The organism is Flavobacterium sp. H4147, from assembly GCF_029360735.1.
In the GTDB taxonomy this organism is placed as follows: Bacteria; Bacteroidota; Bacteroidia; order Flavobacteriales; family Flavobacteriaceae; genus Flavobacterium; species Flavobacterium endoglycinae.
In genome coordinates this window covers 787110-813292 of record NZ_JARKNB010000003.1, presented here as the reverse complement: position 1 = coordinate 813292, position 26183 = coordinate 787110, and the positions used below count along the sequence as shown (strand labels likewise).

Annotated in this window: 16 protein-coding genes and 1 rRNA gene; 10 read left to right on the top strand and 7 right to left on the bottom strand. The window is 33.8% G+C overall.

What is annotated here, in order from left to right; translation table 11 throughout:
• Window positions 1-12: 12 nt before the first annotated feature.
• The 3 genes from rrf to P2W75_RS17260 all read left to right on the top strand — a co-directional run bounded on the left by rrf (window position 13) and on the right by P2W75_RS17260 (window position 1915).
• Window positions 13-121: ribosomal RNA gene (rrf, locus tag P2W75_RS17270) — 5S ribosomal RNA — on the top strand.
• A gap of 283 nt (window positions 122-404) precedes the next feature.
• The gene (locus tag P2W75_RS17265) at window positions 405-1256 is read left to right on the top strand and encodes an AraC family transcriptional regulator (protein WP_276381448.1); all 852 of its coding nucleotides are present in this window, start codon (window positions 405-407) and stop codon (window positions 1254-1256) included.
• Window positions 1257-1417: 161 nt separating this feature from the next.
• Complete coding sequence (locus P2W75_RS17260) at window positions 1418-1915, top strand: hypothetical protein (RefSeq protein ID WP_276381447.1); 498 nt, start codon at window positions 1418-1420, stop codon at window positions 1913-1915.
• A 2-nt stretch (window positions 1916-1917) separates the two neighbouring features.
• Here P2W75_RS17260 and P2W75_RS17255 read toward each other — a convergent pair whose 3' ends face one another.
• On the bottom strand, window positions 1918-4632 hold the full coding sequence (locus P2W75_RS17255; RefSeq protein ID WP_276381446.1) for a S8 family serine peptidase: 2715 nt from the start codon (window positions 4630-4632) through the stop codon (window positions 1918-1920).
• A 426-nt stretch (window positions 4633-5058) separates the two neighbouring features.
• On the opposite strand from P2W75_RS17255, the gene P2W75_RS17250 reads away from it, so the two are divergent.
• Window positions 5059-5889 carry a M57 family metalloprotease gene (locus P2W75_RS17250; RefSeq protein ID WP_207295538.1) on the top strand — a complete coding sequence of 277 codons (831 nt, stop codon included), beginning with the start codon at window positions 5059-5061 and terminating at the stop codon, window positions 5887-5889.
• 71 nt (window positions 5890-5960) lie between these two features.
• On the opposite strand, the gene P2W75_RS17245 is transcribed toward P2W75_RS17250, so the two are convergent.
• Both P2W75_RS17245 and P2W75_RS17240 read right to left on the bottom strand, forming a co-directional pair.
• Entirely contained in the window at window positions 5961-6437 is a 477-nt protein-coding gene (locus P2W75_RS17245) for a hypothetical protein (RefSeq protein ID WP_276381445.1), read from the bottom strand.
• Window positions 6438-6596: 159 nt separating this feature from the next.
• Window positions 6597-8978 carry an outer membrane beta-barrel protein gene (locus tag P2W75_RS17240; RefSeq protein WP_276381444.1) on the bottom strand — a complete coding sequence of 794 codons (2382 nt, stop codon included), beginning with the start codon at window positions 8976-8978 and terminating at the stop codon, window positions 6597-6599.
• Between the two features lie 133 nt (window positions 8979-9111).
• On the opposite strand from P2W75_RS17240, the gene P2W75_RS17235 reads away from it, so the two are divergent.
• From P2W75_RS17235 to P2W75_RS22565, 3 genes are all read left to right on the top strand, one after another.
• Entirely contained in the window at window positions 9112-10758 is a 1647-nt protein-coding gene (locus P2W75_RS17235; RefSeq protein ID WP_276381443.1) for a histidine kinase, read from the top strand.
• Window positions 10755-11450, top strand: coding sequence for a LytTR family DNA-binding domain-containing protein (locus P2W75_RS17230; RefSeq protein ID WP_276381442.1), 696 nt, complete (start codon window positions 10755-10757; stop codon window positions 11448-11450). The genes P2W75_RS17235 and P2W75_RS17230 overlap by 4 nt, the downstream gene beginning before the upstream one ends.
• Window positions 11451-11578: 128 nt before the next feature.
• The gene (locus P2W75_RS22565; protein WP_306801537.1) at window positions 11579-12556 is read left to right on the top strand and encodes a GNAT family N-acetyltransferase; all 978 of its coding nucleotides are present in this window, start codon (window positions 11579-11581) and stop codon (window positions 12554-12556) included.
• 88 nt (window positions 12557-12644) lie between these two features.
• On the opposite strand, the gene P2W75_RS17215 is transcribed toward P2W75_RS22565, so the two are convergent.
• The 3 genes from P2W75_RS17215 to P2W75_RS17205 form a co-directional block, all read right to left on the bottom strand.
• The gene (locus tag P2W75_RS17215) at window positions 12645-13418 is read right to left on the bottom strand and encodes a polysaccharide lyase (RefSeq protein ID WP_276381441.1); all 774 of its coding nucleotides are present in this window, start codon (window positions 13416-13418) and stop codon (window positions 12645-12647) included.
• Window positions 13419-13879: 461 nt separating this feature from the next.
• Window positions 13880-15868 (bottom strand): RagB/SusD family nutrient uptake outer membrane protein, encoded by a 1989-nt coding sequence (locus tag P2W75_RS17210; RefSeq protein ID WP_276381440.1) that lies wholly within the window; start codon window positions 15866-15868, stop codon window positions 13880-13882.
• 12 nt (window positions 15869-15880) lie between these two features.
• Window positions 15881-19219, bottom strand: a complete 3339-nt coding sequence (locus tag P2W75_RS17205) for a SusC/RagA family TonB-linked outer membrane protein (RefSeq protein WP_276381439.1) — start codon at window positions 19217-19219, stop codon at window positions 15881-15883.
• A 566-nt stretch (window positions 19220-19785) separates the two neighbouring features.
• On the opposite strand from P2W75_RS17205, the gene katG reads away from it, so the two are divergent.
• The 3 genes from katG to P2W75_RS17190 all read left to right on the top strand — a co-directional run bounded on the left by katG (window position 19786) and on the right by P2W75_RS17190 (window position 24990).
• Window positions 19786-22062 (top strand): catalase/peroxidase HPI, encoded by a 2277-nt coding sequence (gene katG / locus P2W75_RS17200; protein ID WP_276381438.1) that lies wholly within the window; start codon window positions 19786-19788, stop codon window positions 22060-22062.
• A 362-nt stretch (window positions 22063-22424) separates the two neighbouring features.
• Window positions 22425-24287 (top strand): T9SS type A sorting domain-containing protein, encoded by a 1863-nt coding sequence (locus P2W75_RS17195; protein ID WP_276381437.1) that lies wholly within the window; start codon window positions 22425-22427, stop codon window positions 24285-24287.
• 61 nt (window positions 24288-24348) lie between these two features.
• Complete coding sequence (locus P2W75_RS17190) at window positions 24349-24990, top strand: sugar-binding protein (protein WP_276381436.1); 642 nt, start codon at window positions 24349-24351, stop codon at window positions 24988-24990.
• On the opposite strand, the gene P2W75_RS17185 is transcribed toward P2W75_RS17190, so the two are convergent.
• Window positions 24991-26031: a substrate-binding domain-containing protein gene (locus P2W75_RS17185; RefSeq protein ID WP_276381435.1), complete on the bottom strand. Its 1041-nt coding sequence runs from the start codon at window positions 26029-26031 to the stop codon at window positions 24991-24993.
• Window positions 26032-26183 lie beyond the last annotated feature (152 nt).

The window sequence follows — 26183 nt, the reverse complement described above, 5'->3', positions numbered from 1 at the left end:
GACTAACAGCCTTAAGGTGGTTATTGCGGCGGGGCTCACCTCTTCCCATCCCGAACAGAGAAGTTAAGCCCGCCTGCGCAGATGGTACTGCATATTGTGGGAGAGTATGTCGCCGCCTTTCTTTTTTTAAGACCCTGTCCATACCGGACAGGGTTTTTTCGTTTTAATGCTTTTAGAAAACTTCTGGTATAAATCTGATCTGTAGATTTACAGTATTAACCTTCTGTTTAAAATCTTTGTGTGAAGTATATTAGAAAGCATTTAATGGAACAATATCATTTTTCATATTCCTGATTTATAAAATTAAAATTATTTCATTAATGATTTTTAAATCTATTAATTTGCAATAATACGATGCTAGTGTATCGAACTCATTAAATTATGTATTTGAATTAATAAAATAAATGATAGACGATTATAAAAAATACGATCTGTTTGGTAAAACACTAATGCAGAAAATTGTATTAAAAGCACCTTTTAAATTTGATTTTCCAGTTTCGGATCAGGCTTGTTTTTTGTATGTACTGGATGGTAATGTGGAGTATGACATTGATGGTGATAATATAGAAGTTTCTACTAATTATTCTCTACTTTTAAATTGTATCAATCCTGGTAAGCAGATCTACAATGTACACGCAAATAGTAATTGCGAAATTGTAATTATTACATTTTATCCCGATATCTTAAAGAAAATTTATGACAGGGAATTGCCTGCCTTGTTTCAAGAACCAAAAGACAAATCTTCCAATAGATCAAATGAAAAAATAAATAACGATTTTTTAATTCAGAAGTATATTGAAGGACTGTTGTTTTATTTTGAAAATCCTTCGCTAATTAATGAAGATATTTTAGTCTTGAAACTTAAAGAGATTATCCTGTTATTGTCACAAACTCAGAATGCAGAAAGTGTACAAATAGTATTATCACAACTTTTCTCTAAGACTTCATATGCTTTTAGACAAATTATCGAAGCCAATCTTTTTTCAAATTCAACTATCGAACAATTGGCAGAACAAAATAATTTGAGTGTTTCATCTTTCAAAAGAGAGTTTGCTAAAATTTACAATGATACACCTGCTAACTTTATAAGAAACAAAAAACTCGAAAAAGCTGCTGAACTTCTCAGAGTTTCGGATAAACGAATTACTGAAATTGCATTTGAATGTGGTTTTAATGATTTGGCAAATTTCACCAAAAGTTTTAACGATAGATACCATGTATCGCCTACAAATTATCGTCAAGAACTAAAAAAATAAGTTCTTATTATAAAGTTTTCTTGAACCAAAATATCAAATAATTGGACTAATTCACAAAGTCATTTCCTTCTTTATGACGCAATTTTGCATAGTTCGTTTTAACGACATAATTTATCAAAAAGGTTGTTTTAATCAGCTATAATAACTTAAAAAACATAAAGATGGGATTATCGTATTTAGGAATTTTTCACACTATTATTGGTATTGCTGCATTAGCAGGAGCAGCGGCAGGATTTATCAAATATGGAAAAATCAATTTAGGGGTTTTATCAGGTAAAATATATTTTTACACTACAATTATTACTTCCTTAACTTCACTAGGAATATCAAAACATGGGGGATTTAATCCAGGTCATATTTTTGCGATATTTATTATTTTTTTAGTCTGTATTGCTTATTTTCTGTATGCTAAAAAAGAAAGAAATGGCAGAGCCAGATATTTTGAAAATTTTTTATTATCCTTTAGTTTTTTCTTGTCTCTGGTTCCTACTGTAAATGAAACTTTTACTCGTATTCCTATTGGTCATCCTTTAGCTAAGGATATTACTGATCCTGTAATTGGTAAAACGCTTTTAATTCTGCTTTTGCTTTTTATAGCAGGTTCTTTTTATCAATTTATCAAGCAAAAAAGAATCAATAAATCAGTTGTAATTTCATAAAGTTATAATACTGCAATTTTACCAGTTTGCACTTCACCTGAATTTGTAACTATTTTATAGATATAAATTCCGGTGGCAGTATTTTTAAGTCTGATGCTGCTGTTTTTTAATAACAATGGAGAAGTAAAAACAGTTTGCCCATTCATATCATACAGATAGAATTTTGCTTCGTGCTCTTTTTGGGTTTCAATATTTAATTCTTCATTTTTGGTTAATATTGTAGGGTATACAAAAAACAAATCATCAGCTAAGTAATTAGTATCAAAAACTAAGGAGCTTATTATATGGTTGTTTTTTAAAATGATGTTTATTTTATATTTGTTCGTGCCTTTTATTGGTGTGGTATCTAGAAAAGAAAGTGTTTTGGAATCGATGTCGTCTATTGTACCAATAACTTCTTCGGAAGTAGTAAGCATTTTTATTATTTCGATTTTGCTGATATTGTACAAGCTGAAAAGACTAGTACTAACCTTTATTTTGTTTTCCTCAAAAACTTCAGCTAAAGCGGTTTCAAAATAACAATTTGAATTATCAGAATATTGTAATGTTGATTCACTTTTTATTCCTTCAGTATTGTTAAAAACAGGTAAAACGGTATAGATGTTTCCATCGGTGTATATATAATCAGCGTTTGTTATTTGTTCTTTAAATTCTAAATGATCTCCTGCAAGCTGATAAATGTTAAATGCAGTAACATCTGAAGGCTTATGCCAATTAATTTCAGTTGTACCATCGCAAACTAAGGCAGTTGTGATGTCTAAATCATAAGAAACTGTAAAGTCATCAGAAATATAGTCAGTGTTATCGATGGTCATTTTCAATTTTGCTTTTGAGAATTTCTTTTCTGTCGGTGTGTAATCAAATTGTCCGTTGTTGAGATTTACATTATTCGAGAGAATTTCCCAGTTTTGCCCGTTATCGTAAGTTATTGACAATTGTCCAAGATTTCCCGTAAATGAAGAATTCCATTTGAAAGGCGAAATAGTTTTACCGTCGTATGGGAAATTATCATGCCTTACGGGATAATTCCATTCAAATTGATTTTCCAGTTCGTATTCGTAAACAATACTATAATCTTGAGATGTATTTGCAATGTATGATCCAATAATTGAAATCGTATAAAGTCCAGAGGAAGGATTTTCTACAGTTATTTGTTCAATATTATTAATCTTGTCTTTTCCTTTTGCTGCTTGTTGTTCTGGGGAGTCAGGATTTAAAATCCATGGCAAAAAAACTTGATTTTCAGGCGATATAACTTTTAAATCTAAATCATTGACTAAACTAATATTACTGTTAATAGGAGCTGGTAAATCATTCCATACCAGCGTGATTTTTAAAGTTTTTGCATTTGATGGAAGTGTGATATTATGAGAATTCGTTTGACCAGATGTTAGATTATCTGATATAATTCTATTGTCAGTAATTGTCTTGAGACATTTATCTGCATTAATATTTCCATAACCATACGTAAAATCGGGACCAATATTGCCTAAGTCTTTTGCACTATTGATTAAAATGGCTTTTACTTGTGAGTTGGTTAAAGCTGTATTGTTTAGATTTTTGTAATGTTGTTTCATTAATGTTACAATTCCTGTAACTAAAGCTGTAGAATTTGAAGTTCCTTGTGTGCTAAATGCTACTAGTTCAGGTTTTATTCTGCCATCATACGCTGGGCCTTTTGATGAAAAGGGCATAATTATTTCATTTTGATCAATGCAGCCTATTGTAATGCTGTTTTTGGACTGCTTGAAATTACCTGTAAGTGATTTATAACCTTCGACTCCTAAATTTCCAGAAGAAAAGCAATGTGTCAAATTAGGATTTAAGTGCAATTGTTCATCGTACGCATTAGCGAGCGAACCGTAAAAATTTTCAATTACTGTTCCGTAAGAGTGATTTTGAGTAACAGCACCTTCTAAAGTGGTTATTTGATCAGGATAGATATTCAAAAAATCAGATGATTGCAATTTTGCTCTTGGGGCGACTCCTTTTCCTAAGATAGAACTATTTCCTAATCCAGAAGCAATTGTAGCCATATCTGTTGCGTGACTTGATACAATAGAAGATTGTGTTGACGAAGAAACGTGCTTATTTAAGAGATCAATATCATTTACATTAAAAAGATCATCTTTGATCGAAATTATTTGATTGTCGCCTGTTAAAAGAGGAAAATTAGCATTTGCTTTGTTGATATAGTTGATGGTAAAATTTTGATCTATTATTTTTGATTCTGCTTTTGGAAGCAATGATTCTAGTGAAATCGAAGAAACACTATTCAAAACTATTACTTTATCTATAATTTTTTGAGAATCACTTTTTAAGAGTACAAGATTATTATCCAGTATTTTAATATCAGAAATGTTTACTGATTTTAGATCTGCAATTAAAGTCGTAATGCTATCAGAAGTAATTACATATGTGTTTTCTTTTTTGCTATTGGAGAAATTTGAGGGTAATTTCCATAGATTATTTACTTCAAGTAGTTCTGTAATAATGCGTTTCGATTTAAGATTGTCATTTTCAACAATGCAAAAAACAGTATCAAGTTTTTTTATAATCTTGTATTTGTTGTCGTATGCAATTTTTAAAGTGGTTAAATAGTATTTTTCAGATTTTGTTTCACTTTCCTTTTTTAGATACTGTTGCCATTTCTCAGAATTTTGTGAAAAACAGATTGTGCATATCATAAAAAAAAGAAATATAATTCGTGTTTTCATTTATCTGTTTTTACTATTTATAATTTGTGGCTAAATCAAATTTATTAAATTATTTGTAAAAAAAATATGATTTTTCATTTGGCATAGAAGTAGAGTTTTTTTATTGTACAATTTTAAAGGAAATTTAAAATTTTAAGGTAAATTTTAGAACTCATTAGACGAAAATCACCTTTTGAATGAAATTTTAACATATAATACAGTTTTTTACGTGAGTTCTTGATTTTAGAGGCTTCATAAGAATTATCGCAAATTATTTAAAAATATTAACACGATTAAATTTAATAAAATGTGTTAAAAATGTTAAATTATTTATTTTGTAAGTATTTTAATATCAAAAATAATATAAATTTGATGTTAAATATTACTAAATATTTTGTAAAGACCCCTATTTATCAAATTACATTTTTAACAATCAAAAAAATTATTATGGAAAAATTTAAATCAATTTTAGCGTTCGTATTTACAGCGCTAGTACTAATGTCATGCAATAAAGAAGATGAGGCAGTTCAGTCAAATGATGCGTCTCTAAAAGTAACACAAGATGTGTTAGATAAAATAAGTTCGTTATCACTAAACAACAAAGATGTGCAGGTGATCAAAAATACAAATCTGGATGGTACTACAGAAGATGCATTCTTGATTGAAGGGTGCATTGTTATGACAAAAGATCAATTAAATAAAATGGATCTTCATGGAGGTATTACAACAGAACAATACCGGACCACGAATTTAGTTTCTGCTCCAAGAACGATTAAAGTTGTTGGATTAACAGGAACTGGTACATCAGCATTGAGTACCAATATGCGTGCGGGACTTCAGGCTGCTATTAATAGATACAATAATTTAGGATTATCGATTAATTTTACGTTGACTTTTAGCTCAAGCACTTCTGGTGCTAATATTGTTGTAAGAAGACAAACCGGTTCTGCCGGTGGAGTAGCCGGATTCCCTTCTGGTGGAGCGCCTTACAATTCAGTTACTTTATATTCTGGTTTAGATACTTATTCAACTGGTGTAAATGCACACGTTGCGGCTCACGAAATTGGTCACTGTATTGGTTTACGTCATACAGACTGGTTCAGCCGTCAAAGCTGTGGACAAAATTCAAATGAAGGAACAGCTGGTGTTGGCGCTGTTCATATTCCAGGTACGCCTACAGGATATGATTCAACATCTTATATGAGAGCGTGCTTTGGCTCAAATGAGACAGGAGCTTTCAATTCTAACGATGTTACTGCTCTGAATTATTTATATTAAAAAAACCTGAATTGGAGTGCTCTTTACAAAATATAAAAGTGGCTGCTTCATAATTGTGAAGCAGCCTCCTTTTATTGAACATTTGCATTCTTTTTGGTTTCAAGTTGTATTTTAAATTTCCCCCAATATGGATTTTCTGCCATTTGAGAATGCCCAATTACCAAGATGTAAGTGCCTTTCTGCTTAACGTTTATTTTTAATTCCGATCCAAAAGGTCCATCTGAAGTTTTATCAGGAAAAATGATTTGATTAAAACGAATGTTGGCTTTTTCAGTTTCAGGAATAATTTTTCCGTTTAATTCACCTGCATATTCATTCTTGAATTTAACATATAGTCTTGGATGGATCGAATCTAATGATGCTTCGGCTTCAAATACCTCTTTATCATTCTTAGAATTCATAAAAATGGTATCGCCTTTTTGCAGATTTTCTTCTTTAATTTCTTTTACAACATTGGGTTCAGTTGTTTTGACAGGAATGCTGGTTTTTTCTTTTTGCTGACATGAAAAAAGAAAAAGTGATGTCAATAATATTACAAGCTTTTTCATAATTAATACTTTTTGTCTATTCCAAATTTACTATCTATATTCTCTTTTTTGTTATATAATCATTTCAAAAAGTTATCAGTTTATTATTTTAAAAAACAGCCGATAAAAGCTTGGAAAAATGAAAGTAAGGAGATCTTAAGTAATTTAAAAATGAAATTTCTAGTCGCGATTGGCGCTGTTCGCTTGTCTGATTACTTTTGGATCTGTTAGATTAAAACGATACACAAAACTTAAACGATATCTTGCTGCATTTGGAATGCTGTTTTCTTTAATAACATAATTATCTCCGGTGGTAATACTTTTATTCTGACGAAGATTAAAAGCATTTGTAACATCAAAAACAATAGTTGCTTTGTCCTTCAGCAATAATTTACTTAATCCAAAATCAATCGATTGTAAAGCTTGATTTGTAGTTTGTGCATTACGTTTTGCACTGCGGAAGTTATAACGCCCCTGAAAACTAAATTTAGAAGGCAGTTTGATTTGCGAGCTTAAACGTCCTGTAAAATTTTCACTGCTGTAATCGAGGTTTTCTCCCATATAATTTCCTTTTTGTTTGAAGTGATAGTAATTCATTTCAGCATTAATCTGAAGCCATTTATACGGATTGTATAACGTCGATAATTCAACACCGCTTCGTATTTCGTAATCAATATTAATAGGTGTTGTTAAAAAGATATCATCTTGACGGTACGTAAAATCCTGAATATAAGCTTTTTCATATTGGTAATAAACCGAAGGATTCAAAGTAAATGTTTGCCAAGTTTTAAGAAACGCCATTTCAAACGCATCTGTATAAGAAGGATTAAGATCTGGATTTCCAATGTATTGTGCATTTAAATCCGTGACTTCATTGAAGGGATATAAAGCATATAATGAAGGACGTCTTATACGTTTGCTGTAATTTAACTGCAAAGTCGAAGCATCAAACTTATAGCTCAAATTAACTGTTGGAAATAGCTTATTATAATTTTTCTCATCATTATAGGTGTTTTTGAGATCTTTAATGGATATATCAGTAAACTCTGTTCTTAAACCCAGCATATAATTAAATGCGTTGATTTTGTCGCTGAATTGTGCATAAGCTCCTGTTATGGTTTCATTGTAATTTAAGTCATTATCAATATTCTGGTAAATAATCCAGTCATTATTTTGTTGTTCTTCGGCTAAATAATCGCTGGAAACTTTTCGGATTTCAGTCTTAATTCCAAATTCTAAAATGGCAGTGCTGTCAATTGGCTGAATGAAATCACTCTTGGCAAGAAAATCTTTGCTGTTTCCTGTTGATCTGGTTCGTATGCCTGGATAAATGAAGGCCTCTGGGAGCAAACGTTGTGTAGAAAGATTCCATTTTTTATCGCTGTTCCACCAATCATATTGAACATCAATAGTCCATTTTTTTGCTTTTTGTATAAACGTTCGGGTATAATTAAATTCAAACTGGCTGTAATCGCGTTTTTCTAATGATTTTCCGTGTCGTGTCGAAAGACTATCTGGTTCAGTATTGTTTGGATTACTTCTGTAATTGTAAAACAAATCAGTTTTATCATTATCATGTGTAGCATTCTTTAAAAAAGCTGCCGTAATAGTTTGATGTTCATTAATAAAATAATCAGCTCCAAAATAAAGTAATTTGCCATCATCGTGACGATCTTCATTTTGTTTGCGATCCATATAATTTGGAGAACTATTGGTATTGGTTGACTGATTGGTGGTATACAGACCTTCATAATCACTGGAACGGATGCTGAAATTAGAAAAAATATTGATTTTGTTTGATTTGTAGTTAATACTCGGATTCAGCCGGCTATCGTTTGGCGAACCTGCCACTAATCGAACCTGACCGCTAAAACCGCTTTTTTTGTTCTTTTTCAATATAATATTAATGATACCGGCAGAACCTGCAGCATCATATCTCGATGAAGGATTGGTAATCACTTCTATTCGTTCAATTTGGTCAGCGGCAATCTGATCGAGTGCATTGTTTTGGGTAAGACCAGATTGTCTTCCGTTAATTAATACCAAAACATTGCTATTACCTCTTAGACTTATGGCTCCAGCTGGACTTACAGCAACAGAAGGAACTCCATTTAGGACATCGTGTGCAGAACCATTTTGCGAAAGTACATCTTTACCAACTTCAAAAACCTTTTTATCGAGTTTTAAACTAATATTCGATTTTTGGCCATTAACTTCGACTGTTTTTAATTGCACGGCATCGGTAATTAAATTAATAGTTCCCAATTCAATTTTCGATTTTCCGGCGATGATTTCCAAAGGTTGAACATAATTTTGATATCCTGTATAGCTAAAAGAGATTGTTGCGGGATGCGTTAAAATCCCATCCAGATTGAAAACACCGTGATCGTCTGTAACACCTGCAGCGATTGTTTTTGAGGTGTTGTCTTGAACTGTTATCGTTACATACGCCAATGCTTCTTGGGTTGCATGGTCTTGAACTTTACCAGAAATGGAGGTTTGCTGTCCTATTCCCCAAAGAGGAATACATAAAATTAAAAAACTGATGATTGACTGTTTCATTTTTTGATTGATTTGATACTAGATACTACAAGATTAGCAGATAAAAGAAAGGGCAGTTTCTGAAAACATGCAAACGGCTCTATAGACTTCTCAAATGCATTTTTCAATTGGATATTTATTTTATCTTTATCTTATGTATAAATCTTACTTTTTCAGCGTTTTACTTCTTCTTATTTTTAGCTCGTGTACGTATTACAAGGACTACGTTACATCCGATGTGATCTATGAAGTGGACTACGATCATCAGCAGATGGATTGGGGAAAACCTGACCGTTCCAGCTTTAAATTCCAAACAAATGTGGAGATACAAAAACGTAAAAAAAGTTCTGAATATTTAGGGCTTCAGATTAACGCTTTCGGTGCTTTTGATGTGTATTGGGATGGTGTTTTAGTGGGGAGAAATGGTCAAATGGCAAAATCAGGACATGCAGAAGTGCCGGGAACAGAAACAACCTATTATCAGATACCAAAAAAGTTATCTAATCTGGGAATGCACACTGTCTCTTTAATGGGTACACAAGTTTATAATAGAGAGGCTGAACGTCGCATAGATGTAAAACTTAAGGATTATTTGCTGCTGCACCGTTCACCGCTAGTTGTGGTTTCGTTTATGAATATTATGGCTGGTGGTTTTCTCATTGCCGCTATTTATTATTTTTTTCTGTATGTAAATAGTACTCGAAAAGAATTGGCAGTTTTGCTTTTCGGAATTATTTGTCTGCTTTTCTTCTGTTTGCTAATTATCGAATACGTTAAGTATTATTTAGACATTCCTTATAACCAATTTTATACCCGTTTAAAAATCATCGGCTGGCTCACTTTTTCCATTTCAATGCTTGTGCCGTGGTATTTTATGCTGCAATTTGAATTTAAAAGAAAGAAGCTGATTTTGGGGCTTTTATTTCTTACTCTTTTAGCAGTTTATATTGGTTATTATGGTCATTATGATGTTTCTGCGGCATATTTTACCATTACTGCCCGATTTTTTTCTATTGTAATTGCTTTTGATGCGGCAGTTAAAAGGAAAAAAGGCGGATTAATTGTTGTTGCCGGCTTATTGGCGGGTGTTATGGTAAATTATTTTATGTTTTATGATTTCGGACTGTTTATTGCTTTTACCATTTTAGTGCTTTGCATGCTTTATCTGCACACTATACGCGCAAAGGCGATAGAAGAAGCTCATAATGCATCGTTGCTGCTTTCTTCAAGATTGCAATTAGAATTGGTGAAGAAAAATATCCAGCCTCATTTTCTTCGGAATACTTTAACCTCGTTAATTGACTGGATTGAAGAATCGCCAAAAGAAGGGGTAGTTTTTATTCGTGCTCTTTCAGAAGAATTTGATATTATGAATGATATAGCCGAAGATACCCTTATACCTATTAGGCAAGAAATTGATTTATGCCGAAGACATTTGGAAATAATGTCTTTTCGCAAAGAAATTTGTTACGAATGGCAGGAAGAAGGAATTAATGAAAACGAAACTATTCCGCCAGCTGTTTTTCATACGATTATTGAAAATGGAATCACCCACAGTCTTCCTCCAAAGCAAGGCTGTATTGTATTCTGTTTAAAATTTAGCAAAGAGAAACATTTTAAACAATATACTTTATTGACTTTTGCCCAAAACCGACAAACTAAAAAGAATAAGCAAACGGGAACAGGTTTTAAATATATTAAAGCGAGATTGACTGAAAGTTATGGCGAAAATTGGTCTTTTGATTCTTATGCTGTAGAAAAAGGCTGGGAAACTATCATTAAAATTTTTGATACCAAATGAAGATTCTAATAATTGAAGATGAAGCCCGCATTGCGAAAAGAATTGAAAGAATGACACGTGATTTTTTTGATAAAAACGTGCAGATTCTCCTATCAGATTCACTTGAAAATGGACTTTCGATTATCGAGCAACATTCAATTGATCTGCTTTTATTAGATTTAAATTTGAATGGGGAAGATGGTTTTGAAATTCTGCAGACATTTGTTGCCGGCCCATTTCAAACCATTATTATTTCGGCTTACACAGATAAAGCGATTACTGCTTTTAATTATGGTGTTTTGGATTTTGTACCCAAACCTTTTGATCAAAACAGATTAGCGCAAGCTTTTACACGTTATACTGTTCAAGGAAAACAATCCAGCGGTGATGTACGCTTTTTAGCCGTAAGAAAAGCGAAGACTTTTAAACTTATTCCTATTTCTGAAATCGTCTACATAAAAGGAGCCGGAATTTATACCGAATTGCATTTGGCAAATACTAAAATTGAACTGCACGATAAATCACTTGAAGCGTTAGAAAAACTACTTCCTGAAACCTTTGAAAGAATACATAAATCTTATATACTCTGTTGGGAACAAGCCAAGAAAATTGTAGTGGAAGCAGGAGGGAAGTACAGTATGCAATTGAAGAACGGAGAATTACTGCCAATTGGCCGTTCTAAGTATAAAGAAATTAAAAATAAGTTGGTTTGATGTTGGTGATCGTTTTTAAAAGAATCGTAATGCAAAAAACGCATTAACTAATAAAAAAATAGCATTTTTACACATCAGGTTTTTGTCTAGTTTTATCCCTAGAAAAATATCAAACTACAACACTGCAAATGATAACAACCCAAAATCTTCTAATAAGACCTTATAAACTCGAAGATTCAGAATACTTTTTTAAAAACATAACTGATAGTCGTGAATATTTGTATGATTACTTTGCCAACATGATAAAAATTAATGACAGTTTGGAGTCAGCAAAAAGATATATGGAGCAGAAAGTTATAGATTGGAAAGAAAACAAAAATTATGCTTGTGGTATATTTTTAAAAGAAAACAACGAATTTATAGGTCATATATCAGTTAGAGAGATTGATTGGAGGATACCCAAAGGTGAACTGGCTTATTTTATTTTTGAAAAACATAGTGGCAATAATTATGGAGCCGAAGCATTAATGGCGTTTAAAAATTGGTGTTTTGCAAAGAAAAAGTTTAACAGACTTTTTATGAAAATTGCCGAAGAAAACATTGCCAGTATTAAAGTTGCTGAACGTTCAGGATTTGTATATGAAGGACTTTTAAAAAAAGACTACAGAAAAAGAGAAGAGAACTTAACAGATATGAAAATATATGGATATACAGAAGATCTTAAACTTATAAGAACGACTTCCCAAAATACAGATTTCGCAAATTTAATTGTAAAATTAGATGAGAACTTAGCAAGCCGAAATGGTGATATGCAGGAGTACTTTAATCAATTTAATAAGGTTGATGCTATAAAGCACGTCATTATTGCTTATATAAACGGTGTTGCAGTAGGTTGCGGGGCAATAAAACAGTTTGACAGCGAATCTGTTGAAGTAAAGCGTATGTTTGTTTCTGACGAATATAGAGGAAGAGGAGTAGCCTATACAATTTTAAAAGAGCTCGAAACTTGGGCTAAAGAATTACATTATACATCTGCTGTTTTAGAAACCAGCAATGTGCAGACAGAAGCAGTAGCCTTATACACTAAAAGTGACTATCGTGTTACGGAAAATTACGGACAATATGCTGGAATAGAAACTAGTATTTGTTTTAAAAAAGAATTATAAGAAAGTTTTAAATTAATCAGAACTTCGATGCTTTTATGAACTATACAGCATCGAAGTTTTGATTATATTGATGTCAAATCTCTAAATGCTATTGTGCATCCCAAGAAGCACTTGGATAATAAATAGAGCTTGTTACAGGAGCTGTCCAGTAACTTTGGCTTCCGCCACGGAAAGTATGAAGGCTTACTGCATTTACATTTCGTTTAGAATCGTTGGTTACCCAGCGAATTTTTTGATTTAATATTTCGGTGCCATTTACATAATATTTTACATATCCATCTGTATTTGAACCCGTATTTAATTTAACCGATATCTGGCAGTTATAAGTAACACCTTCTTGTATGTAGTATTTTTTTCCAAAATCATTTCCATACTGTCCAGGCTGATCTCTATAATACACATAAGGCTGAAGATAAGCGCCGCTTCCTTTAGCAGTATTTGAGCCATTTGGGCAGTACCACATAAATCTCGCACTACCGCCATTACCATCCCATCCCGGATCACCACCCGTATTTTGGTCACCAATTAAAATACCATATCCGCATTTACCGCCTCGGCTCCAGTAAAATCCATTGTTAAATTTCATTTGAAACCAAACGGTGTAAACACCTGTAGACCAAACGCCGTAAGAAGTACATAATCCACCAGGACATGATAATGTATTAGTTTGTAAGGTAATTGTTCTGGCGCCGGCGCTGCCGGCCAAAGCGGCACTAGCCTCAGCGGTTTTGTTGGCGAGTTGTGGTGCTTCTTTTTGAGCAGCACCAGATTGTGGCTCATTTAAATCTTGTTCCTTTTCACAGGAATTAAACACTAATGCTGTAATAAATAGCAAACTTGATAATTTTAAGAATTTCTTCATTTTTAAAATTTTAAAGGTTAGTAAATAATTAATAATTAGTAAATAATAGATATGCAAATAAAATCAGTGGTTTGATTTTAGATGTTTCTTACAATTTGACAGAACGTAAGGTTGTGGTTATTTTGTTGTTTATTAATGCTTTAAGATATGATTGCAGCGATCAATAATTAACGTTACAAAGTTGATTATTAATAGTTTGTAAGAGGAGTAATAAAGTCCGTTTTTACGTACACAAAAATCCTGAGTATGCATTTTACATGGATTTTTTAAGACTTTCAAAAAGATATTTGCACAAAATATATTGACAAATTAAAACGTGTTTAAAAAAGATTTAAAGTATTGATCCTTAAATAGAAGAAGTTATTTGCAGAATTGGTCTCATAAAAAAAAGCGAGTTAAACTTACTTAACTCGCTTTTACTTCTTGAATGTCTTAATCTCTTGATTTAATTAACATAGATATTAAATTTTACTCTCGTCCTCAACAGCATCCTGCCATTTATCCCAAATTTTAACGCTTTCATTATAACCATCATAACCAAAGTTTTGGCTTAACTGGCCTTTAATATTAGCCGTTATTGCATAGTTTGGAATTGGCCAGTAATTATTACGTTTGTCCATACTGTAAAACTTTACACCAGGAGCAATAGAAATACCTGATGGATATTTGTTGTAAAGGGTATAATGAACAATACGCTGCCACCAGTAACTTCCTCCAGCTGCATCTTTTCCAGATTGTTTATCCCAATTGTTTACGCTGTAAGTATGTCCCCATTCATCAGGTTTACCGCTTAGAGCCAGACAGTGCGAAATACGTTTTAATTCTACATTTCTCCATTCTTCTGTATAAAGCTCTCGTCCTCTTTCTGCACAAATATCACCAATAGTTACTGTGCTGTACATTTGCGATGCTTTTGCTCTGGCTCTCACCACATTTACATCTTGAGCCGCTCCAGAAACATTACCTTGATAAAAACGTGCCTCTGCTCGCAATAAATAGGTTTCTGCCAAACGATAAATGTACATGTGTGCACTTGCTCCAGCTGTTGCTCCTTGAAAATCATTTGCTGCTGGATTTCCTTCGGCTACCACATCATGATAAAAGATTTTATAATGAGGAAAATCAAACCAATCCCTAATTGAATCTTTTGCTAATAATGAACCGTTTGCGGCTTTCATTCTAAAATTGGTATTGTAGAATGCAGATGTTTTATCATTGTATTTAAGATCTTCCATATTTACCCAGTTTCCCACTGTGCTGTTATGTCTAAGGTCTATTTTATCCTCAACATTGTTTACCACCCACATAGGAGTCTGTGAATAGTAAGAACCGCTGATAGTACCAATACCACGTCCAAGCGCTCTTTGATAATCAAATCTGGCTTCATATTTAGCATTGTTTAAAGGATAACGTTCTGCTGCTTTTTTACCATCAGGAGTAACTAAATTCGCATCGTTCCAGTTAGGACCATAAATTCGCATAGAAGCAAATGCCAAAAATGATTGTGCTCCGCCATTTGGCGCTACCAATATTGCTTCGGTATTAGCAGCAATAACTTTGTTTTCAGGTCGGTGTAAATCCCATACAACATTTCGGGTAATAGGCCATGCAGTAGGGTTTCCTCCCGGATCAAAAATTCCAAAATTATTCTGCATTAAAGCATAACCTGACTGGTTAATTAAAATATTAGCTTGCGCTTCTGCATCAGCAAATCTGCCAGATGCCAAATAACATTTAATTAAAAGCTGACGACAGGCGCCTTTGCTAATCATACCCACATAACCTAGTTTTGACTGCTCTGGAACCCATTCTACCGCTTTTTCCATATCGGCTGTAATCATTTCTATAATTGCTTCTTTTTTTGTGGAAGAATAATTTTGCTTTGGAACTGATAAAACTTTAGTAATTAATGGAATGTCTCCAAATTGATAAACTAAATGAAGATAACGGAATGCTCTATGAAAATAAGCCTGCCCAATATATTTGTTTTTAACTTCTTCAGATAATCCTTTTACATTGCCAATGTATGTTAATACCGTATTGGCAGATTTAATTCCAGAATATCCTTCATCCCAGAAAAAACCAAGATAAATGGATTCACCGCCTGCATCTCTTCTAAAATCTCCAGTTGGAACAATAGTATTAGCATAATCAGCAATTGTTGGACTCGTATCTGTTTTTCCATATTGTGCCATATCAGAAAAAATATATTCTGTACCCATAGGCACGCTCACGCCTGAAAATCCAAAGTGAACGTAATAATTACGCAGCTGTTTGTCGCACTGTGCTAAAGTTGCCTGAAGTCCAGATTCTGTAGAAAATGTTGTTTCAGGTTCGTAAAATGAAAGCGGATCTTGTTCGAGAAAATCTTTTGAACAAGCACTAAATAAAGCTGTCAATGCAAGTAAAGGCAGCAGTTTTTTATACTTATTTTTTATACTTATTTTCATAATTGATATTTTTTAAAGTGATACGTTAAGTCCTAAATTGAACATTCTGGTAGCCAGTCCACCTGTTTCAGGATCACCAAAATATTTCCATTCTTTAGAAGCAGACCATGTTGCTGCGTTTTGAACCGAAGCATAAATTTTTAGATTTCTGATGTGTATGCGTTCTATTAAATCTTTTGGTAAAGAATACGCCAATGAAATATTGGCAACACGAATAAAACTGCGGTCATACAATCTTTGCGTTCCAGCTCCGGCTGGTCCTTTTGCATCAAGATGAGCCCAATCGTTAGTAGGATTGTCTACTGTCCAATACGGATTTACAAATGAATTGAAATTGAATTTATACAAACTGCTTGCGTTAAAATTGTTCATATACGTATTGCTAAGCGATTTGTGTCCAAGGTTAGCATAGGTATCAATGGCTAAATCCCAGTTTTTATAAATCTTAAATTCATTACGTAGCGATGCATTAATAGGAGGAGTTCTTACCCCTAAAAACTGTTTGTCTTTTTCGTTATAAACGGGTGTGCCGTCGGCTTTGTCATCTCCCGTATAACTGTTTTCCACTTTTGGATCACCAGGGCGCTGTCCATATTTTAAAGCTTCCTGCCATTCATCTTTCTGCCAGATTCCAATTACCTTATAATCCCAGATTTGAGAGATCGGTCTGCCAATAAACCATCCATTAGTTTTATCATCAGATTCCTTTCTGCCTATTACATTGCCATTAGCATCTTTAACATCTTCCATATTGCCATACAATGACTTAATGGTGTTTTTGTTGTAAGCAAAACCAGCTGTAGTGCGCCATTCAAAATTCGGACGCTTCATGTTTAGAGTGCTAAGACTAATTTCGATACCTTGATTTTGTACTTCTCCAAGATTTGTGGTGATAGATGAAAATCCAGAAAAGCCGGGTAAACGCTGATTCATAATCATATCATGAGTAAGCATTTTGTAAACGTCTACAGTACCCGTAATACGATCATTTAAGAAACCAAAATCAAGTCCAATATTGGTTGCTTCGGTTTTTTCCCATTCCAGATTTGGATTTGCCATACGGTCAAGGGCTAAATATTTCACTTCCCAAGGCGTTCCGGTAGTACTTATATATCCCATCGTCGCACCACTTCCTGATCCTAAGTTTGCCAAAGACAGGTATGGGTTTTCAAGTGATCTATTTCCGTTTGTTCCCCATGATAATCTTAATTTTCCTGTACTCAAAGGTTCCCAAGTGAGCCATTTTTCATTTTTAAAGCTCCATGCAAATGCCAGAGAAGGGAATACCGCATAAGGATTTGAAGCTCCAAATGCTGAATATCCATCACGACGAATACTTGCTGTTAACATATAACGGTTGTCATACGAATAGAAAAGTCTTGCCATTAATGCATCTGCCGTTTCATGAGTATCATTGGCTCTAAGCGAACTATTTGCCATAGTTGCATTTGCGACATTGTGAAATCCTAAAGCATCGGAAGGCTGAATATTGTTTGCAGTCATTCCATCTGACCAATAACGACGTTCTTCGGCTTCCTGAACAAAAGTTGCTACGATATGGTGTTTGGCAGCAATTGTATAATCCCACGCCAATGTATTATTTAAGTTGTAATCAAATCGTGTAGAACTATTTCTGTTTACTCCATGCGTAGCAGCCGCCCAGTTTGGATTGGCAGTCGATTCAAAATAACGATCATGGAAAAATTGATAACGAGGCGCTATATTAAATGAATACGTGATGCCAAGCGGAAGAGTTACCTTTGTAGTAAAAATGGTATTGAAAGTAGTATAACCAGTTTCTTTCTCCATAAACTGGCGATCGTAATAATAGTTATAATTCTGCCCTGAAATATTTTTACCCATTGGCTGTCTCTCATAGTTGCCATTTTCATCTCTAAAATTTCCAAATGGACTCGTTCTCATCATATTATTTTGTCCAGATTCAGTACCTAAAGAAGGCATGATATTTCCATCGGTACGATCTTGAAAATTAATATTGGCTCCAATGTCAAGCCAGCTCGCAATTTTACTATCCACTTTCATATTGGCGCGGACTTGTGAAAAATCATCTCCCACAATAGCTCCTTGTGCATCTAAATATCCAACAGATAAATAATAATTTACGTTGTCGCCAGCTCCAGAAACACTCATATTGCTATCACGATTTATTCCGGTTCTAAAAGTACTGTTACTCCAATCGTGTGTTTTATTATCTAGAAAGTTCGGCATAAGCGCAGTGTCGATACCTAAGCGAAGTCCCCACACTTCTTTTAAACTTTTGCCTTGAGTTAAATTAGCCGGCTGATACGCTAACCATTGTTCCTGCGTGATGCCATATTTTCCTAAATCTTCAGGGTTTGAAAAATAGCCAACTTTACCCACCTGACCTACCATGTAAGGTCCGTATTCGCCTGTTGCGGTATTTCCGCCATACGTTGCGGCAGTTTCCCAATCTTCACGAAATTTCAAATATCCTTCAGGAGAATATACATTGCGGTAAGCGCTTTTAGTATTAATCGTAGTGTTAATGCTCACATTAATAACAGGTTTGCCTTTCTTTCCTTTTTTGGTTGAAATAACAATAACTCCAGCAGCAGCCTTAGAACCATATACTGATGTTGCCGATGCATCTTTTAAAATATCGATCTGTCCGATATCGTCTGGATTAATTTCTGAAAGTTCACCATAAAACTGCATTCCATCTAAAATAATAAGAGGCGAATTATGATTTGCACCATCAGGATTATAAACAGAAGTCTGCCCGCGGATTTGTAAACTTCCTCCGCCTTTCGCACTCGGATCATAACCAACCCTTACACCCGGAACACCTCTTAAAATATCCTGAACCGTCTGCGGATTTTGATTTGCGAGTTTATCGGGCGTAACCTGAACGATAGATCCTGTTAGGTCTTTTTTCTTCATTTTACCATATCCTACAACCACTACCTCGTCTAGTGAAGCTGTAGCTCTTTGCATTTTTACAGTAATGGAAGATTCTCCTTTTAACGTAGTCTCTTTCGTTTCATACCCTAAAAAAGAGATTACAAGTACCGCATTTTCTTGCGCTACTTTCAAAGTAAATTTTCCGTCAAAATCTGTTAAGGCAGCATTTTTACTTCCTTTTTCTAAAATAGTTACACCTGGCAGCGGCATACCATTTTCATCATTAACCTGCCCGTTGATGGTTTTTTGTTCTAGTACATTTTTTGGGCTGGTTGAGCTCTCTGAACTAATTGCATAGACATCAGCCTGAGATAAAGAAAACAATACACAAAGTATGGTTATTTTCTTTTTCAAATTGAAGCGGGATTTGCAATCAGGATCTTTTTTAATCCTAATAAGATTTGTCATTTTTGGTTTTCATTTTTGGTTAAATAATTAGTTAGTGGTGAAAATCACGGCAATTGTGGATAAAATAGATTAGTGATTAACGTCTGCAAAAATGATTAATAATGAGTCTTATAAGGAGTAATAAAATACGATTTATGGGTACCAAAAGTATTGGATGTGAGATTTATTTGTTTTAAATCTTAAAAATTTATATTTTAAAAAATAGAAATCTTAAAAAGATAAATAACCTGTATAATTACTATTGAAGATTAAAAGAGAACTTCAAAACCAAAAAAACTCGCGTACTACAATTAAAAATCAGCAACACATTTATAATTATAAAGAAGCAGTAATTATAGAAATAGAAAGATTCTTTTTATTAAATTTATACGATTAAAATTCCACAATATGAGATTGTTACTTGTTTTTATAGTCTTTCTTTTGTTGTGGCGTAATTATAAATAATTTATGCTGTAAAAAGTTTATGGTATAGATTTTATCTATTCTGTAAGAAATATTTATGATTCAGATCGTATATCTTCATTTTCATTAGTTTGTAATTTAGTAAAAAATAAAAATTTTCAACTATGGATAATCAATCAAATGACATCAGCAAATGCCCTTTTCATAATGGGAGCATGGACAAGCAAGCAGCTTCAGGCACAAAAAATCGTGACTGGTGGCCTAAACAATTAAAAGTAAATATCCTGAGACAAAATTCGTCATTGTCAAACCCGTTGAATAAGGATTTTGATTATGCAGAAGCTTTCAAAAGTCTAGATCTTGAAGCAGTAAAGAAAGATTTACATGCTCTTATGACTGATTCGCAAGATTGGTGGCCTGCTGATTTTGGTCACTACGGAGGACTTTTTATAAGAATGGCTTGGCATAGTGCCGGTACTTATAGAGTGCACGACGGGCGAGGCGGAGCAGGAGCGGGGCAGCAGCGATTTGCACCTCTTAATAGCTGGCCTGATAATGTCAGTTTGGATAAAGCCAGAAGATTACTTTGGCCAATAAAACAAAAGTATGGACAAAAAATTTCTTGGGCAGATCTAATGATTTTAACTGGAAATGTTGCTTTAGAATCAATGGGTTTTAAAACATTTGGTTTTGCTGGAGGACGTGCCGATGTTTGGGAAGCTGACGAATCTGTATACTGGGGATCTGAAACAACATGGTTAGGAGGCGACGAACGTTATAAAGATGGTTCTGAAGGAGTACCAAAAGATCATGGAGTGGTTTCTTCAGATGATGATGCAGATGGAGATATTCACAGTAGAAATCTTGAAAAACCACTTGCAGCAGTGCAGATGGGACTTATATATGTAAATCCAGAAGGACCAGATGGAAATCCAGATCCTATTGCTGCCGCAAGAGATATTAGAGATACTTTTGGACGAATGGCAATGAATGATGAAGAAACAGTCGCCTTAATTGCTGGAGGGCATACATTTGGTAAAACACACGGAGCAGCTTCTTCTGATCACGTAGATGCAGAGCCTGAAGCAGCTGGATTAGAATTACAAGGATTTGGATGGAAAAATAGTTACGGTTCTGGAAAAGGTCCAGATGCTATTACCAGCGGACTTGAAGTTACTTGGACAAAAACACCAACACAGTGGAGTAATAACTTTTTTGAAAACTTATTTGGTTTTGAATGGGAACTTTCTAAAAGTCCTGCGGGTGCACATCAGTGGGTAGCAAAAAATGCTGAAGCAATTATTCCAGATGCTTTTGATGCCAACAAAAAACACCTGCCAACAATGCTTACTACGGATTTATCATTACGATTAGATCCAGCTTACGAGAAAATATCCCGTCGCTTTTTAGAAAATCCTGATCAGTTTGCAGATGCCTTTGCTAGAGCATGGTTTAAATTGACACATCGTGATATGGGACCTCGTGCTCTGTATTTAGGGCCTGAAGTACCAGCAGAAGAACTATTGTGGCAAGACCCTATTCCAGAAGTAAATCATATACTAGTAGATGCTCAAGATGTTGCTCAATTGAAAGAAAAAATACTAAACACAGGATTAACGATTTCTCAGTTAGTTGCTACAGCTTGGGCTTCAGCTTCAACCTTTAGAGGATCAGATAAACGAGGCGGTGCTAATGGAGGACGTATTAGACTTGCGCCACAGAAAGATTGGGAAGTAAATAATCCTGCTTCATTAAAAATAGTTTTAGATAAGTTAGAAGCAATTCAGAATGAATTTAATGCTTCACAGAGTGGTGGAAAAAAAGTTTCTTTGGCCGACTTGATAGTTCTAGCAGGTTCAGCTGCTGTTGAAAAAGCGGCTAAAGATGCAGGAGCTTCAGTTGAAGTGCCGTTTTCACCTGGACGTATGGATGCATCTCAAGAACAAACAGATGTTGAATCGTTTGGATATTTGGAACCAAAAGTAGATGGTTTCAGAAATTACAGAAAAACAAAATCACCAGTTTTAACCGAAGAACTGCTTATCGACAAAGCTAATTTATTAAAGCTTACTGCACCAGAATTAACCGTGCTTTTAGGAGGACTTCGTGTTTTAGATATTAATGCAGATGGAAGTAAAAATGGTGTATTTACCAATAGACCGGGTCGTTTAACAAATGATTTCTTTATTAATCTTTTGGATATGAATACTCAGTGGCAATCAGTTTCTAATGATAAAGAGCTTTATACAGGAAACGATAGAAACACTGGACAGCCAAAATGGATAGGAACACGTGCCGATCTAGTTTTTGGTTCAAATTCAGAATTAAGAGCAATAGCAGAAGTATATGCTTCAGCAGATGCACATGAAAAATTTGTAACTGACTTTATTACCGTATGGACTAAAGTTATGAATCTTGACAGATTTGACTTGAAAGCATAATACGATAACAATTTCATTTTAAAAAAGACGCCATATTGGCGTCTTTTTTATTAAACCATTTTAATGGCTTGTATGTAATTATAGTATTAATCTTAAATGTGTTCAAGCACACTTTGCGCTAATTGAGTTTATGTTTAAAAATTGTAAGTAAAGTATTTCAAATGTCTAAAAATTATGTGTTCGAACACATTTTTTGCTTTTTAAACTTGTTTTTTTGAAAACATTATTTACTTTAGTTTCAAATAAGTTTTAAAAAGCAATTTTTTATACCTCAAAGAGAGCCAATTAGAACTTATTATACATATGTAAATATTGCAATATTTTATATAATTTTTTTTAATGTTAACCCAAAATTTAAAATTATGAAAATTGAAAAAATTACTTTTTTTATTTTGTTTTGCTTTTTACAGGGATTTTCCCAAACCTACGTTTCAACAACCGGAAACGATACAACAGGAACAGGAACAGCTGCTCTTCCGTATAAAACTATTGTAAAAGGGGTACAGGCTGCGCCATCCGGCGGAACCGTTTTGGTACTTTCGGGAACTTATCCTGTAACAGGGCCAATTTATGTTGGGAAACCATTAACAATCCAAAAAAGCGGATCTGGAGCTGTAACCATCAATGCTTCGGGATGGACAAGTACCGACACCTATGTTTTAGGAATTGTAAATACAAGCGATGTTACCATCGACGGTTTGACTATTATAAATAAAATAGGAAACGGAAGTAAAGGAATCTGGATTTTAGCCAACTCAGGCGCAACGTCTAATTTGAATAATATTACCGTTAAAAACTCTGTGGTTAAGAATATCGGGTGGATCAGCAATAATCTTTCTTCAATCCCAGCCAACAGCGGTATTGTAGCAAATGCAATTAAAGTCGATGGAGGAAACGGAACTTACGCCATTACTAATGTGAAAATTGAGAATAATGAAGTGGCAAATTGTGCCACAGGCTGGGGAGAAGCTGTAACTGTTACTGGGAATGTAAATGGATTTTCAGTTTCAAAAAATACAGTTTACGATATTGCAAACATTGGTATTGTTGCCGCAGGAAATTATTTGTCAACAGGAGCTTCGGCTAACAATCAGGCGAGAAATGGTGTAATTGCATCAAATGAAGTTTTTGATTGCATGAGCGCTGTTGCCAATAGTGCCGGAATTTATATTGATGGTGCTCTTAACTGTACAGTCGAAAGAAATGAGGTTTACAACTGCGGTGTTGGACTTGCAGTTGGTGCCGAGCAGAATACTTCTACAGGAAATGGAGGAGTTTCTACAGGTCATATTATAAACAATAACTCAGTTTACAATAATGTTGTAACAGGAGCCATTTTTGGGGGAGTTATAGGAAGCGGTTATACGACAAGTGTAGCCAATACGAAAATCTACAATAATACTTTTTATAAAAACAGAACTGGAGCCGTTATAAATGGCGTTACTACCATTAATGGCGTTGCAGTAGGAACAATTGCAGATATTTATGGAGGAGAAGTACATTTTCAAAATAGCTCAGGAATAACCTTCAAGAATAATATTCTTTATGCGACAACTGGTAAGAAAGCACTTTTAGCTTCTTACGGATATACAATTTCGAGCTTTGTTTCAGATTACAACTTATTTTACAGAGAAGGAAATACAGACTTTATCATCGATCTAACGGGCACGAGTTTTAACGGAAGTTCAACAACCGGATCGTACAATCCAGCGCAGTTTGCAACAGCAACCGGACAAGATGTAAACTCGGTTGTAGGATTGCCAGGTTTTGTTAATGCATCAATTTTTGATTTTACATTGACTACAGGCGCTTTTGCTGCTGATAAAGGAGATCCTACATACAATTCAACGTATTCTGGAACTTTAGATTTTGATGATGATATTCGAAAAAGAAATGGCCGTATCGATATTGGATGCTCAGAACTTCAGACAGGTTCAACAGCCAAAAAAGCAGCAACTGCTGTAACAGCGGAAGAAAGTGTTACTACTTTCTCAGTTTATCCAAACCCAGCATCTGAAGAGATAAATATCAATTTTGGAAAAATAGTTAACTCTGCAAGTTATTCAATATCAGATTTGAACGGAATTGTTTTGGCAAGAGGACAATTCAATTCAGTTGACAATGCAAAAATTAATATATCAGATTTGAAGGCAAATTCACAATTGGTTATTCTTCAAATTAATGCTGATAATGAAATCAGTAACAATAAAATATACTTAAAATAAAAACTTTAAGAGCAGGAGATTTTATAGTCTTCTGCTCTTTTTAATAAAATATGTTTCCAGAATGAAGAATTACAATGTGAATTTTGTTGATAAAAATACTTTGCAAATCAATGGCTTAGGAGATGATCCGCTTTGGGATAAAGCAAATGTATTAACTGATTTTATTTCGCCTTGGGATAATCAGGAAATCAAGAAAATAGAACTTCGTTCAATATGGGATTCCGAAAGGATCTTTTTTTATTATAAAGTATTTGATAATGAAGTGCATATCGAAAGAAAAAACGATACAATTGACAGTATAAATAATTCGGATCGTGTTGAGATTTTTTTCAGAGAAAATGCCTCGCTCAATCCGTATTATTGTTTAGAAATCGATCCTGATCCCAGAATTATGGATTTCATTGCTTATCCTGAAAAGAAATTTGATTTCGGATGGAATTGGCCTGAAAATCATTTAATGGTGAAATCGAATATAAATGAACATTATTTTACAGTCGAAATTGCCATAACTATTCAATCTTTAAAAGAATTGAACCTGCTGAACAACAGCGTAATTGAAACTGGATTTTACAGAGCAAAATATGTAAAACAAGAAGATGAAACGTACGAACCTATTTGGATTTCTTGGATAAATCCTAATACCGAAACGCCAAATTTTCACATCGCAAGTTCTTTTGGAACTATAACGTTACTTGAACCTTAATTATAGAATGTAATCTTTTGCGTTTTCAGTATTGATAATGTCAATGGGAAGCAGTTTTTCGGCACTAATTTCTTTCTCAAAAATAAAATGTTCAATCAAATTGGTAACTCCCAGATAAGCCTGTCTTTTTGGATTTTGATGAATTAAAAAATCAATCGTTTTATTGTTCAAGTATTCAAGATTGTTTTCTAACAAATCATAACCTACAAGTGCGATTTTATTTTCAGTTTTCTTGGCAATAATTTTAGCCACTTGATACGCTTTAGAGGTCGTCACAAAAAGCCCTTTAATAGCAGGGTTTTCTTCCAAGAACTCTTTTAAAGTGCTTTTAAATTGCGGATGTTTTACTTTAAAAGTCTTGATTTCAAACTTTCCTTTTTCAATCGTATCAAAATAATTTCTAAAACCCCTTTCTTTTTCCTGCATGTGAATGGCATTCTCGTAATCTTCATCAATATGAACAATTGCGATTGTACCTTTTTGAATCAGCAAATCCAGTAATCTCGCAGCGATTCTTCCGCTTTGAAACAAATCCTGTCCCACAAAACTTTTTATAGCGCTGGACTTAAGCTGGTTATTAAAAATGCTCGAAATAATACCTTTAGAATTATAAGTTTCGATAGCATCGATAGCTTCTTTATGAAATAACGGAACCAATAAAACAGCATCTGGGGCACTGTTTAGTACATTTTGGTTCGTTTCTACAAACGAAGAAGTGCTTGTGGGATCAAAAAGAAAAATCTCAACTTTTACATTAAAAGATTTAAACTCTTTTTTGGCTTCATTTATACCATCAATACAAGGCTGCCAATATGGGTCGTTGGCAGAATCAGGAAGCAAAACACAAATCGAGTAAATCTGGGTTTTCTTTAAACTACGTGCCAATACATTAGGCTGATAGTCAATCTTATCCAAGACTTCATTTACTCTTTTTAAGGCATCTTCAGATACTTTTCCTCTTTTGTGCAAAACGCGGTCTACAGTTCCTTTTGAAACACCTGCAAGTTCTGCTATATCCTTAATTGTATAAATCTTTTCCATATAAAAACAAATATATATAAAATTCGAATATCAGAAAATAATAAATGATATGTGTTCGAAAACATTTTTATTGTGTTCGAGCACATTTTAACAGTTTTTTCTTTTTTTATATGATATTAATATATACTTTAGCCGAATATTAATCATATAGT